General features: G+C 62.6%; 11 protein-coding genes and 1 CRISPR repeat array. Of the genes, 8 read left to right on the forward strand and 3 right to left on the reverse strand.

The features are described from left to right. Positions 1-94: 94 nt before the first annotated feature. From DFR34_RS04665 to DFR34_RS04695, 7 genes are all read left to right on the forward strand, one after another. Positions 95-2,329: a CRISPR-associated endonuclease Cas3'' gene (locus DFR34_RS04665; protein ID WP_110390002.1), complete on the forward strand. Its 2,235-nt coding sequence runs from the start codon at positions 95-97 to the stop codon at positions 2,327-2,329. A 117-nt stretch (positions 2,330-2,446) separates the two neighbouring features. Continuing rightward, a complete protein-coding gene (gene cas5c / locus DFR34_RS04670) occupies positions 2,447-3,121 on the forward strand; it encodes a type I-C CRISPR-associated protein Cas5c (protein WP_110390003.1) in 675 nt (224 codons plus the stop codon). Beyond that, on the forward strand, positions 3,118-4,893 hold the full coding sequence (cas8c, locus tag DFR34_RS04675) for a type I-C CRISPR-associated protein Cas8c/Csd1 (protein WP_110390004.1): 1,776 nt from the start codon (positions 3,118-3,120) through the stop codon (positions 4,891-4,893). The genes cas5c and cas8c overlap by 4 nt, the downstream gene beginning before the upstream one ends. Beyond that, positions 4,890-5,867 (forward strand): type I-C CRISPR-associated protein Cas7/Csd2, encoded by a 978-nt coding sequence (cas7c, locus tag DFR34_RS04680; protein WP_110390005.1) that lies wholly within the window; start codon positions 4,890-4,892, stop codon positions 5,865-5,867. The genes cas8c and cas7c overlap by 4 nt, the downstream gene beginning before the upstream one ends. Positions 5,868-6,124: 257 nt before the next feature. Continuing rightward, positions 6,125-7,027: direct repeats of the CRISPR family, unit length 37 nt; unit sequence GTCACCCGGTGGGACACCGCCGGGTGTGGATTGAAAC. Between the two features lie 27 nt (positions 7,028-7,054). Next, complete coding sequence (locus DFR34_RS04685; protein ID WP_146215052.1) at positions 7,055-7,513, forward strand: hypothetical protein; 459 nt, start codon at positions 7,055-7,057, stop codon at positions 7,511-7,513. A 122-nt stretch (positions 7,514-7,635) separates the two neighbouring features. After that, complete coding sequence (locus DFR34_RS04690) at positions 7,636-7,917, forward strand: type II toxin-antitoxin system TacA family antitoxin (protein WP_110390103.1); 282 nt, start codon at positions 7,636-7,638, stop codon at positions 7,915-7,917. Then, a complete protein-coding gene (locus DFR34_RS04695; RefSeq protein WP_110390007.1) occupies positions 7,914-8,411 on the forward strand; it encodes a GNAT family N-acetyltransferase in 498 nt (165 codons plus the stop codon). The genes DFR34_RS04690 and DFR34_RS04695 overlap by 4 nt, the downstream gene beginning before the upstream one ends. 277 nt (positions 8,412-8,688) lie before the next feature. On the opposite strand, the gene DFR34_RS04700 is transcribed toward DFR34_RS04695, so the two are convergent. Together DFR34_RS04700 and DFR34_RS04705 are read right to left on the reverse strand one after the other, a co-directional pair. Beyond that, complete coding sequence (locus DFR34_RS04700) at positions 8,689-9,069, reverse strand: helix-turn-helix domain-containing protein (protein WP_110390008.1); 381 nt, start codon at positions 9,067-9,069, stop codon at positions 8,689-8,691. Position 9,070: 1 nt separating this feature from the next. Next, positions 9,071-9,376 (reverse strand): type II toxin-antitoxin system HigB family toxin, encoded by a 306-nt coding sequence (locus DFR34_RS04705; protein ID WP_110390009.1) that lies wholly within the window; start codon positions 9,374-9,376, stop codon positions 9,071-9,073. A gap of 770 nt (positions 9,377-10,146) precedes the next feature. Here DFR34_RS04705 and cysS point away from each other — a divergent pair. Then, positions 10,147-11,520 carry a cysteine--tRNA ligase gene (gene cysS, locus DFR34_RS04710; protein ID WP_110390010.1) on the forward strand — a complete coding sequence of 458 codons (1,374 nt, stop codon included), beginning with the start codon at positions 10,147-10,149 and terminating at the stop codon, positions 11,518-11,520. A 160-nt stretch (positions 11,521-11,680) separates the two neighbouring features. Here cysS and DFR34_RS04715 read toward each other — a convergent pair whose 3' ends face one another. Further along, positions 11,681-13,045 carry a DEAD/DEAH box helicase gene (locus DFR34_RS04715; protein WP_110390011.1) on the reverse strand — a complete coding sequence of 455 codons (1,365 nt, stop codon included), beginning with the start codon at positions 13,043-13,045 and terminating at the stop codon, positions 11,681-11,683. Positions 13,046-13,344: the final 299 nt, after the last annotated feature.

The following is a 13,344-nucleotide window of genomic DNA, read 5'->3' on the forward strand; positions in this document are numbered from 1 at the left end:
GCTGCCCTGCACCGCCAAAAGGACGTTGCAAACACCTCCAAGCCATCATCATGCTGATAGGATGGAGTCCTGACTTCACACGCAGGACGCCACCATGCTCACCCCGATTGCTCACACCCCCGCAGACGGCTGCTCTCCACCCCACCTTTTAGATGAACACCTACGCAAAGTGGGCGAACTGGCGGCAAGCTTTGCCGCTCCAGCCTGGGCCGACTGGGCGCGCCAAGCCGGGCGCTGGCACGATCTGGGCAAATATGACCCGGCGTTTCAAGACTATATCCGCCGGGATAGCGGCTACGAAGCCCATCTGCTGGATGGCCAGCCCAGCCACCCCAGCCACTCTCTGGCTGGCGCGCAGCATGCCCTTCTTACGCAGCCGAAGTTTGGCCGCCTGCTGGCCTATCTGATTGCCGGCCACCACACCGGCCTGCCTGACGGCCCAGCCGAATATCAAGGCGCCGCCTCGCTCAGCCATCGGCTGGCGCAAGGCCCGCAAGCGCTGGCCGACGCCTTGCGCGCCGACATTCCCGCCGACCTGCTGGCCGCCACGCCGCTGACGCTGAACCCCCAAGCCATCGGCGGCAAAGACGGCCTGCACCTATGGCTGCGTTTGGTGTTTTCTTGCCTGGTGGATGCTGATTTTCTCGACAGCGAAGCCTATTTTCAGCCCGAGCAAGCCCAACAGCGCCGCCCGCCGCCCGATCTGGCTGACTTGCGCGCCCGGCTGGATGCCTATCTGGCCGACAAACACGCCCACGCTGCGCCCAGCGCCGTCAACAGCGTGCGCGCCGACGTGTTGCGCCAGTGTCGCGAGCAGGCGCAGCAGCCACCCGGCTGCTACACCCTCACCGTGCCCACGGGCGGCGGCAAAACCCTGTCCAGCCTGGCCTTTGCCCTGGAGCACGCATTGGCGCACGGCAAACGCCGGGTGATTTACGCCATCCCCTACACCAGCATCATCGAACAAACCGCTGAAGTGTTTCGCGCGGCCCTGGGTGACGACGCCGTGCTGGAGCACCACAGCAGCCTGGATGTCGAACACGAAACCGTACACAGCCGGCTGGCCGCCGAAAACTGGGACGCCAGCGTGATTGTCACCACCAATGTGCAGCTGTTTGAATCGCTGTTTGCCGCCCGCACCAGCCGCTGCCGCAAACTGCATCGCCTGGTGGACAGCGTGATTGTGCTGGACGAAGCCCAACTGCTGCCCATCCCCTATCTGCAACCCCTGCTCGACGCCCTGCGCCTGCTGACCGAGCATTACGGCGTCACCCTGCTGCTGTGCACCGCCACCCAGCCAGCGCTGCACACCCGCAGCAACAGCTTTGGCCATATCCAATTGCGCGGGCTGGACGCCCGTCGCGCCATCATTCAGCGCGAAGCCCAGCTGTATCAACAACTGGCGCGTGTGCGCCTGCACCTGCCCGCCGACCTGGACGCCCGGCAAAGCTGGGCCGATATCGCCAGGCAAATCAGCCAACACCCCAGCGTGCTGGTGATCGTCAACACCCGGCAACACTGCCGCGAGCTGCACGCCCTGTTGCCCGAAGGCACGTTTCATCTATCGGCGCTGATGTGCGCCGAACACCGCAGCCAGCAGATCGCCGACATCCGCCAGCGCCTGGCCAGAGGCGAGTCGGTGCGCGTGGTGTCCACCACCTTGATCGAGGCTGGGGTGGATGTGGATTTTCCGGTGGTGTTTCGTGCGCTGGCCGGGCTGGACTCCATCGCCCAGGCGGCTGGCCGCTGCAACCGCGAAGGCCGGCTGCCGCATGGCGATGTGCATGTGTTTGTGCCGCCCGACCCATCCCCACTGGGCTGGCAACGCGCCGCCGAAGAAGCCGCCCGCACCGTGCTGGGCCAATGTGGCGCCGACGCCCTGGCCCCCGACGCCATGCAACGCTACTTCAATCACTACTACGGCAAGGCCGGCCAAGCTGGTTTTGACCGCGAAGGCCTGCACGCCCTGCTGACCCAACACGCCGGCCAGGGCGAGATATTTTTTCGCACCGCTGCCGAGCGCATGCGCCTGATCGACAACGCCCACACAGTTGCCGTCATCGTGCCCTACACCCGACAAGACGGCGAACACCGCCGTGACAGTCACGCTTTACGCCGCCGCTTGCAGGCCGGCGAAATGCACCGCGACCTGCTGCGCCAGCTGCAACGCTTTACCGTCAGCCTGCCCCAGTCACAGTTTGAGTGGCTGCGCCGGGCGGGCGAGCTGGAGGAAATCTATCGCGATATCTGGTGGGTGAAAAACGACGTGATGTATGACGAGAAGCGGGGGCTGTTGGTGAGGGAGATTGAGGCAGCCAACCCGGAGTAACTGCTTTGTTGAGGGTCAAATACCGCCCATCGCAAACAGATTATGCTTTTGTATTTCCTTGCCGCTCAGCACAGGCTATCTGGGGCGCCATCTGCGCCTGAACTCAGGAGGGAAGTGATGCAACCCTTTGTTTTACATGTCACAGGCGACTTTGCCTGTTTTACCCGCCCGGAAATGAAAGTCGAGCGCGTCAGCTACGACGTCATTACCCCATCGGCGGCGCGGGCAATATTCGAGTCGATTTTATGGAAACCCGCCATCCGCTGGCAGATACGCCGCATTGATGTGCTGGCGCCCATCCGCTGGACCACCCTGCGGCGCAATGAGCTGGCCGGCAAGCTGTCGCTGGCCTCGGTGCACAGCGCCATGCGCCACGGTGTGGGCCAGCTGGCGCAGTACATCGAAGAAGAACGCCAGCAGCGCGCCAGCCTGCTGCTGCGCGACGTGGCCTATCGGCTGTATGCCGATTTCAGCCTGACCGAACGCGCCGGCCCGGATGATTCTTTGGTGAAATTTGCCGAGATGTTTCGCCGCCGCGCCAGCCGTGGCCAGTGCGTCAATCAGCCCTATCTGGGCTGCCGCGAATTTGCCGCCGACGTTAGCCTGGCCTCGCCAGACCAGGCTGCGCCACCCTGCCCGCCTGCGCTGCGCGGTGAATACCCGCTGGGCTGGATGCTCTACGACCTGGACTTTACCCAGGCCGACGACCCGCGCCCGCGCTTTTACCGGCCGGTGATGCGCGATGGCGTGATTCATGTGCCCGACTGGCAAAGCGAAGAGGTGCTCGGATGATTCTGCAAGCCCTGACTGACTATTACCACCGCAAGGCAGAAGCCGCCGGCCCCGGCCAGGCGGCGCTGGCCCCCGCAGGCTTTGAACACAAAGAAATTCCGTTTGTGCTGGAGTTGGACCACGCCGGGCAACTGGTGAATCTGATCAACACCCAGCAACCGGTGGGCAAAAAGCTGCGCGCGCGCAGCTACCAAGTGCCGCAAGGCGTGAAAAAAACCTCCGGGGTGGCCGCCAATCTGCTGTGGGACACCGTGGAATACGTGCTGGGCATCGACACCAAAGGCAAGCCCGAGCGGGTGGCGCAGCAGCACGCGGCGTTTGTCGCCCGGCTGGACGAACTGCCCGCCGATGATGCCGGGGTGCGCGCCGTGCGCGCTTTTCTGGCGGATATCCCCTGGGACACGCTGCACGCCCACCCAGACTGGGAAACCCTGCTCACCGTCAACCCGGTGATCACTTTTCAGCTGCAAGACGACTTTGGCGAACTGGTATGTACCCGCCCGGCCATTGTGGCCCACTTGCAAGGCGGCCCGGCCAGCGCCGACAACAGCGCGCAAGGCATTTGCCTGGTGAGTGGCGAAACCCAGCCGATTGCCCGCCTGCATCCCGCCATCAAAGGCGTGTGGGGCGCGCAAACCTCGGGGGCCAATATTGTCTCGTTCAACCAGCGCGCGTTTGAATCGTATGGCAAAGAAGGCCGCCAGGGCGAAAACGCCCCAGTGGGCGAGGCCACTGTCTTTGCCTACACCACCGCGCTCAACCATTTATTAGGCAAGGACTCTCGCCAGCGCCTGCAAGTGGGCGACGCCTCCACCGTGTTCTGGGCGGCGCACCCCTGCGCCATGGAAAACAGCCTGGCCGATCTGTTCAACGAACACAAAGACAACCCGGACGCCCACAGCCAGGCGGTCAGCGCGCTGTATCGCTCGGTGCAGCATGGCCAATTTGTGGATGAAGGCGGCGACACCCGGTTTTATGTGCTGGGCCTGGCCCCCAACGCCGCGCGGCTGTCGGTGCGCTTTTGGCACTGCGCCACCGTGGCCGAGCTGGCCACCCGGCTGGTGCGCCACTTTGACGACCTGAACATCATCCGTGGCCCGTTTGACCCGCCGCACCTGTCGCTGATCCGCCTGCTGGGCTGCACGGCGCTGCAAGGCGAACTGAAACACCTGCCGCCCAGCCTGGGCGGCGACACCCTGCGCGCCATCCTGGACGACCGCCCCTACCCGGACACCTTGCTGGCCGCCTGCATTCGCCGCATCCGCGCCGAACAAAAAGTCACTTATCCCCGCGCCGCCCTGCTGAAAGCCTGGCTTAACCGCTGGGCGCGCGCCTATCCAAACGCCACTCACCCACAGGAGGACATCACCGTGTCGCTCAACCCTGACCGCACCGACCCCGGCTACTGCCTGGGCCGTTTGTTTGCCGTGCTGGAGCGCCTGCAAGAACGCGCCAGCAGCGGGCGCAAACTCAACGCCACCATATGCGACCGCTTTTATGGCTCGGCTTCCAGCAACCCGGTGATGGTGTTTCCCAATCTGCTCAAACTGGCCGTGCATCACCACAGCAAAATTGCCCAGCACGCTCCCGGCGAAGCCATCAACCTGAGCAAATTGCTGGGCAGCGTGATGAGCAAGCTGGATCAGTTTCCCACCCAACTGACCCTGCAAGACCAAGCACTGTTCGCCTTGGGCTACTACCACCAAAAACACGACTTTTTTCAGAAACCTGACACCGACACCGCCGCTGACGCCCAAGGAGACGCCCAATGACCGCCCTCGCCCACCGCTATGATTTTGTGCTGCTGTTTGACGTGACCGACGGCAACCCCAACGGCGACCCCGACGCCGGCAACCTGCCGCGCATCGACGCCGAAACCGGCCTGGGCCTGGTGACCGACGTTTGCCTGAAGCGCAAAGTGCGCAACTACATCGCCCTGGCCCACGACCAAAGCCCGCGCGAGCCGCAAGCCGGCGAAAAACGCTATGAAATTTACGTGCGCGAAAAAGCCGTGCTCAACCTGCAACACCAGCGCGCCTACGCCGCGCTGAACCTGGAAGCCGCCGAAGCGCCCGCCGAGGCCCCGACCGAAGACGCCAGCGAAGAAAAGCCCAGCAAAGGCAAAGCGCGCGCGCCCGCCAAAGAAAAGCGCAAAGGCAGCGCGGGCGACGCCGAGCAAGCCCGCGCCTGGATGTGCCAGAATTTTTACGATGTGCGCACCTTTGGCGCCGTCATGTCCACTGGCGTCAACTGCGGACAAGTGCGCGGCCCGGTGCAACTCACCCTGGCCCGCTCAATCGACCCGATTGTGCCGCAAGAACACAGCATCACCCGTGTGGCGGTCACCACTGAAGCCGAAGCCGAAAAACAACAAGGCGACAACCGCACCATGGGCCGCAAATACACCGTGCCCTATGGCCTGTATCGCGCCCACGGTTTTGTCTCCGCCCACCTGGCCCGGCAAACCGGCTTTGACGAAACCGACCTGCAACAACTGTGGCAGGCGCTCAGCCAGATGTTTGAGCACGACCACGCCGCCAGCCGAGGCCAAATGAGCGCCCGCGCCCTGTATGTGTTCCGCCACGACAGCGAACTGGGCAACGCCCCTGCCCATCGGCTATTTGACCTGATTACCATCCGCCGACGCGAAGACGTGGCCGTGGCGCGCCACTTCAGCGACTATCAAATCACCATCAACCGCGAGCACATCCCTGCCGGCGTCCAGCTGGACGAGCAGGCATTCTAAGCCCACATTGACCGCGCCCCCCCCGGCGCGGACAATGCCCACACCCGCCGGCCCCAGCCCAAGCGCCCAGGATCGCCCCACGCGAACCCCAAGCGAACGGCCAAACCCGGCGGGGTTCGCGCTGGAGTTAATCAATTGAATAAAAAGCACTTTTTTCTGGATGCATGGAAATGTGCCTGCCCACCATTCAAGGTGGGCGGCAGGTTCGCGCGCGACGCAGAAAAATGGCTGGAAATTCAAGGGGTTTCTGGCGCGAAGTCACCCGGTGGGACACCGCCGGGTGTGGATTGAAACAGAAACATGCGCCGGGGTCGGCAGCTCCATGCTGGCGTCACCCGGTGGGACACCGCCGGGTGTGGATTGAAACTCCTTGGTGCGTTTGCTTCGTCGATGTAGTTATAGTCACCCGGTGGGACACCGCCGGGTGTGGATTGAAACGTCGGTTTGGAAGTCGTCTTTTTTGATTCCGCCGTCACCCGGTGGGACACCGCCGGGTGTGGATTGAAACTTGCTTGGCATTGTAGCTGGTGCGGGCCATGACTTTGTCACCCGGTGGGACACCGCCGGGTGTGGATTGAAACCGGGTCATTTTGATCTGGATGCCGCCGTAGGCGCAGTCACCCGGTGGGACACCGCCGGGTGTGGATTGAAACAATACTGAGGCTTTCGAGCTTTATAAGGCCCGGCAGTCACCCGGCGGGACACCACCGGGTGTGGATTGAAACCACAGTGAGAAAACCCCAAGCTTTCGAGTGTCGCCGTCACCCGGTGGGTCACCACCGGGTGTGGATTGAAACCAGTACATCGCCATCGGCAGTAATCCCGATTATGTTGTCACCCGGTGGGTCACCACCGGGTGTGGATTGAAACCAGGAAGTGGCGGCAGAATTGTTTGGCGTGGGGAGGTCACCCGGTGGGTCGCCACCGGGTGTGGATTGAAACCAGGAAGTGGCGGCAGAATTGTTTGGCGTGGGGAGGTCACCCGGTGGGTCACCGCCGGGTATGGATTGAAACAACCATGGCGCAGCAGTCAAGCGCCCAACTCGACCAGTCACCCGGTGGGTTACCACCGGGTGTGGATTGAAACAGCCAGCCTTTGCCGCGCGGCAGCCGACGGCGGGGCGTCACCCGGTGGGTCACCACCGGGTGTAGATTGAAACCATCGACTACCAATGGCAAACAACACCATGAAGAACATCAGACTGGCCTTCTACGTCCACCCCGACGATGCCCCCGCCCTGCGCGCCATCGTCGCCCAACTCAACGCCGCGCGCGAAGCCCACAAATCGCCGTTCAAAGGCGGCCCCTACAGTGCCCCCGCTGGCGTAAAAATCGGCGACACCATCACCGATATCGACGGCCAGGAATGCACCGTCTGCAAGTTTTCCAACGCCGACACAACCGCCGGCCAAATCCCCTGGCCCATGGCCACCGCCGGCCAAGGCAAGCCGGCGCCGGTCATTACCGGCGACCTGGTTGCCGCAGCCCGCGCCGAGGGGATGACCGCTACGTGCAAACTTTTTGGCCTGAGCACCGGCGTATGGCCGCGCGTGCGCACCGTGCTAGCCAAGCATTTCCCCAATGAGTTTTACGAACCAAGAAAAGAGATAAGGTCACCCGGTGGGTCACCACCGGGTGTGAATTGAAACCCGTGACGGGCTGCCCGATATGTGGCATGGCGCAGACTGAACAAGCAACCATAAAACCGCAAGACCTGCCTTGAGCTGTACGGCAATTTGCCGTATTGTTGAATCAGGAGGATAAAACCATGCCCACTGCCACCGCAACTGCTCGTCTCGAAGCCCGCATCAGCACCGATCTGCATGCGATGCTCAAGCGCGCAGCTGAACTTCAGGGGCGCACCATGACTGATTTTGTGGTGTCCGCCGTGCAAGACGCGGCGCAACGCGCCATTGAGCAAGCCGAAGTGATCCGGCTGTCTCTGGCCGATCAGGAATGTTTTGCGCAAGCGCTGTTGTCGCCACCCAAACCGGCGCCCGCCTTGGAGCGCGCCTTTACCCGGCGCAACACGCTGTTGCGCACGGAATGAGCCAGGCGCCGTTTCGGCTGACGCCGCTGGATGCCGCACATGATCGCGCCGCTTTTTGCTGCGAGGCGGAGTCGCTGAACCGCTATCTGTGCAAGCAAGCCAGCCAGGACATGCGCCGCCGTGTGGCGGCTTGTTTTGTGGCCCTGGCGGATGATCGGCGCATTGCCGGCTACTACACATTGGCCTCGGCAAGCTTGGTGCTGGCCGATCTGCCGGCCAGCATTGGCAAAAAACTGCCGCGCTATCCAAGCGTGCCCGCCGTCCGCCTGGGCCGCCTGGCGGTCGATCAGGCGTTTAAGGGGCAAGGTTTGGGAGGGGCGCTGCTGGCCGATGCGCTGGCGCGCGCTGCCCGTTCAGAAATTGCCGCCTTTGCCCTGGTGGTGGATGCCAAGGATGAGGCCGCCGCCGCGTTCTACCGGCATCACGGCTTTATTGCCTTGCCAAACTCACCGCTTATCCTGTTTTTGCCGCTGGCCACCGTCCCGCACGCTTGACGCACCATTGAAACGTCCAGCCGCGATTGAGCTGGGCGGCAGGCCAGAGGTCACCCGGTGGGTCACCACCGGGTGTGGATTAAGAGCGGCTAACAAAACCCTCCTGGCGTTGTTGCACGACCTTGCCGTACTACCTGTACTGTCTACGGTCGTGCGCCTAGCCAGGATCGCTTCGCTGGGTTTTGTTAGCCGCTCTAAAACGAAAATTACACCCGCACCGCGCAAATCATGCGCATCACCCGGCAGATCGTTACCCGTTATGGATGAAGCACAAAGATCAGGCCGGGCGGTGCATCTTCTGGGGCTGTATCAGGCACTCGGCCGGAATGCCCAACTTATCGTGTAGCTTCCAGATCATGTTCAGCGTCAGCGGGCGTTTGCGGTTCAGAACCTCATAGACGCGATTCAGCCGGCCGATGACAGGCGTTAAGTCCTTGGGCGTCAGCCCTGCTTGATCCATGCGGAATTTGATGGCCTCGACCGGGTCGGGCAGGTCAATCGGGTAGTGTTTGGCTTCGTAGGCTTCCACCAGCGTCAGCAGGATTTCAAAACGGTCACCGTCTGCCGTGCCAGGGGCCGGTTCATTGTCGAAGTAGGCCGAGACTTCACGTAGCGCGGCCTGATAGTCTTCTTCGGTGCGGATCGGGCGAATATCCATGTCAGACCTCCATTTCTACAGTTTCGGCGTCTATGGCATCGTATTCCTGATGGGTGCCGATGAATTTCACATAGATCGCTTGGTAGTGGTAAGCAACAGACACCACCAGTCGGTAATCGTTGCCCTTGATGTTGAACACCACGCGGCGATTTTTGAGGATGCTTGCGCTTCGATAGCGTTCTTTGATCTCAGCGGGTTGTGTCCATGCGGCCTTCCTGGCTTCATCTACCCAAGACTTGAGCGCTTGTTCTGCATCCGGGTGTTTTTCCCAGAAAACGCGAAGAAATTTAACGGCGATGATGTTCATCGTGGCGATTATAGTCCCACCTTGGGACAAAAGAAATGACAAGCAAGACAACACACTATCCGGCAACACGATGGCCACCTGGTGGGGCGTGCAAGGATTTGATGCTCGCTCGGCAGGCGCCCGGCGGGTCACATCAGTGACAATTTGACGGCCCACTGATTGTCTGATCGGGCATTGACCCGCCCGCACGCCCTGCGCACAATGCCCACACCCACCAGGCCACTCCACCGCCAAAGCTCGCCCCGCGCGAACCCCAAGCGAACGGCTAAACCCGGTGGGGTTCGCGCTGGAGTGAGTCCATTGAATATAAAACTCTTTTTTCTCGATGCTCGGGGGTATGCCCGCTCACCATCCAATGTGGGCGGCAGGTTCGCGCGCGATGCAGAAAAATGGGTGGAAATTCAAGGGGTTTCTGGCGAGAAGTCACCCGGTGGGTCACCACCGGGTGTGGATTGAAACTGCGCGGGACCTGCGCAACAGCTCGCAGTTCGAGCGTCACCCGGTGTGTCACCACCGGGTGTGGATTGAAACTACCGTCTGGTGGCGGGTGGGGTGGAGTACGGCTGTCACCCGGTGGGTCACCACCGGGTATAGCTTGAAACCACATGCAGGAAGCCCCTGAAACATCCCTGCCGTAGTCACCCGCCTTCTCACCAAATACCGGTTAAAGCGCACGTTCGCTAAAGCCATCACGGCAGCGCTCGGCCCGTGCTTGGGCTGGGCGATGCTACAATGCTGGTTTTACGCATTCGCCCGAATCAGGACTGTCCATGCTCTCGCTTTACAACACGCTCACCCGCCAGAAAGAGGTGTTCACCCCCATCGAACCCGGCAAGGTCCGCATGTATGTGTGCGGAATGACGGTGTACGACTACTGCCATCTGGGTCATGCCCGGGTGATGGTGGTGTTCGACATGGTCAGCCGCTGGCTGCGCGCCAGTGGGCTGGACGTGACTTATGTGCGCAATATCACCGATATTGACGACAAAATCATCAAGCGCGCGGCTGAAAATGGTGAATCCATCCAGGCGCTGACCCAGCGCTTTATCGACGCGATGAACCAGGACGCCGACGCGCTGGGCATTGTGCGCCCGACTTTCGAGCCGCGCGCCACCGAGCATATCTCCGGCATGCTGGCGCTGATTGCCCAGTTGATCGCCAACGGCAAGGCCTACCCGGCGGCCAATGGCGATGTGTATTACGCCGTGCGCGAGTTTGACGGCTACGGCAAGTTGTCGGGCAAATCGCTGGAAGACCTGCGTGCGGGCGAGCGGGTGGATGTGGATCCTTACAAGCGCGATCCGCTGGACTTTGTGCTGTGGAAAGCCTCGAAAGCCGGTGAGCCGGCCTGGGCGTCGCCGTGGGGCGAGGGCCGGCCGGGCTGGCATATCGAGTGCTCGGCGATGAGCTGCCACCACCTGGGCGAGCATTTCGACATCCACGGCGGCGGCGCGGATTTGCAGTTTCCGCACCACGAAAACGAAATCGCCCAAAGCGAGGGCGCGCACGGCCACGCCTATGTGAATTACTGGATGCACAATGGCTTTATCCGCGTGGACGACGAAAAAATGTCCAAATCGCTGGGCAATTTCTTCACCATCCGCGAGGTGCTGGAAAAATTCGACGCCGAAGTGGTGCGCTTTTTTATTCTGCGCGCCCACTATCGCAGCCCGCTGAATTATTCCGACGCCCACCTGGCCGACGCCCGCAATGCGCTGACCCGCTTGTACACCACGCTGAAAAACGTGCCGGCGGCCGAGGTGGCCATCGACTGGGCCAACCCGTATGCCGCGCGTTTTCAGGCGGCGATGAACGACGATTTCAACACCGTCGAAGCCATGGCCGTGCTGTTTGAGCTGGCGGCAGAAAGCAACCGCAGCGGCTCGGCCGAGCTGGCTGGCCTGCTGAAGGCGCTGGGCGGCGTGCTGGGCTTGTTGCAGCGCGATGCGCAGGCGTTTTTGCAAGGCGGCGATGACGCCGATGGGCTGTCGGCCGAGGCCATCGAGGCGCTGATTGCCGCCCGCCGCGCCGCGCGCGCCGCCAAAAATTGGGTAGAAAGCGACCGCATCCGCGACGAACTGACCGCCGCCGGCATCGTGCTGGAAGATGGCGCGCAGGGCACGACCTGGCGCCGCGCCGGCTGATACCCCGTCAGCCGCGATAAAAAACCCCGCGACATCAGGCCGATGTCGCGGGGTTTTTTTAGCGCTGCCAACAAAACGCTGCGAAGCGGTGCTGGCCAGATCGCGTAACGTGGTACGGCAAGGTCGGGCAGCAACGCCAGGAGGGTTTTGTGAACCGCGCTTAGTGATGGCGCGAGGTGGACGGCTTGGGCGCGCGCGCCTGGCCATTACCACCATTGCCGCCATTGCGCGGGCCGCCTTGGCCCTGGCGGGCGCCTTGCGGCTTGCCGCCCTGGCCGGGCTTGCCGGCCGGCTGGCTGCCGCCGCGAGGCGCGCCGCGCCCACCGCCTCCGCCGCCACGCGGGGCGTTGCGGCCATTGGGAATCGGCTCGGCGGCAATGCTCGGGTCCACTTCAAAACCCGGCAGCTGGGCGCACGGCAGCGGACGACGGATCAGTTTTTCGATATCCACCAGCAGCTTGTTTTCGTCCACGCACACCAGCGACACCGCCTCGCCCTCGGCGCCGGCGCGGCCGGTGCGGCCAATGCGGTGCACGTAGTCTTCCGGCACATTGGGCAACTCGAAGTTGACCACGTGCGGCAGCTCGCTGATGTCGATGCCGCGCGCGGCGATGTCGGTGGCCACCAGCACGCGCAATTCGCCGCTCTTGAAGCCAGCCAGCGCGCGGGTGCGGGCCGATTGGCTCTTGTTGCCGTGAATGGCGGCGGACGGGATGCCGTCTTTTTCCAGCTTTTCCGCCAGGCGGTTGGCGCCGTGCTTGGTGCGGGTGAACACCAGCACTTGTTGCCAGTTATTTTGCTGGATCAGGTGCGACAGCAAATCGCGCTTGCGTTCGCGGTCCACGCGGTACACTTGCTGACGCACGCGGTCGGCGGTGGCGTTGCGCGGGGCGACTTCGATCAGCGCCGGGCGATCCAGCAGCCGGTCGGCCAGGCCGCGGATGTCCTCAGAGAAGGTGGCCGAGAACAGCAGGTTTTGCCGTTTGGGCGGCAGCTTGGCCAGCACCTTTTTGATGTCGTGGATAAAGCCCATGTCCAGCATGCGGTCGGCTTCGTCCAGCACCAGGATTTCGACGCTGTTCAGATCCAGCGAGCCTTGCGACAGATGATCCAGCAGGCGGCCAGGGCAGGCCACCAGGATATCCACGCGCTTTTTCAGCTGCTCGATTTGCGGGTTCATGCCCACGCCGCCAAACATCACCATTGAGGTGAGCTTGAGATAACGGGCGTAACCGCGCACGTTTTCTTCCACCTGCGCCGCCAGCTCGCGGGTGGGGGTGAGGATCAGCGCGCGCACGCCGGGGCGCGCCTGCGGGTTGGCCGGCGCGGTGCTGGACAAACGCTGCAAGATGGGCAGGGTGAAGCCGGCAGTCTTGCCGGTGCCGGTCTGCGCGCCCGCCAGAAGATCACCACCGCTCAACACAGCAGGGATAGCCTGGGTCTGGATCGGGGTGGGGGTGGTGTAGCCGAGCTCAGTGACAGCGCGGACGATGGGGTCGGACAACCCCAGTCGGGAAAAAGGCATGCAAACAACTCCAGCCGCCGCGCATCTGCGCGGACGGGAGATAAAACCAGGGCGGAAACCTTGCCGGGGAACGCGCACGCGCCGTCCGTCACACGCCGCCACGCCGGACCAACAAACGCGGCCAGCGCCCCGTGCATCCATTCAGTTCAAAGCTTTGAATGCGGCGCGCCTGGATGTGGGGCTGACGTAGGCTTGCGCCGGACAAACGCGAGGCGCTTGTGTCAGTCTGTGTCAGGCTATATCAGCCACAGAAAAAGCGAATGGTTCGCGATTATAGCGAATCGCACACAAACTAGGTG

The organism is Rivihabitans pingtungensis, assembly GCF_003201855.1.
Taxonomy (GTDB): Bacteria; Pseudomonadota; Gammaproteobacteria; order Burkholderiales; family Aquaspirillaceae; genus Rivihabitans; species Rivihabitans pingtungensis.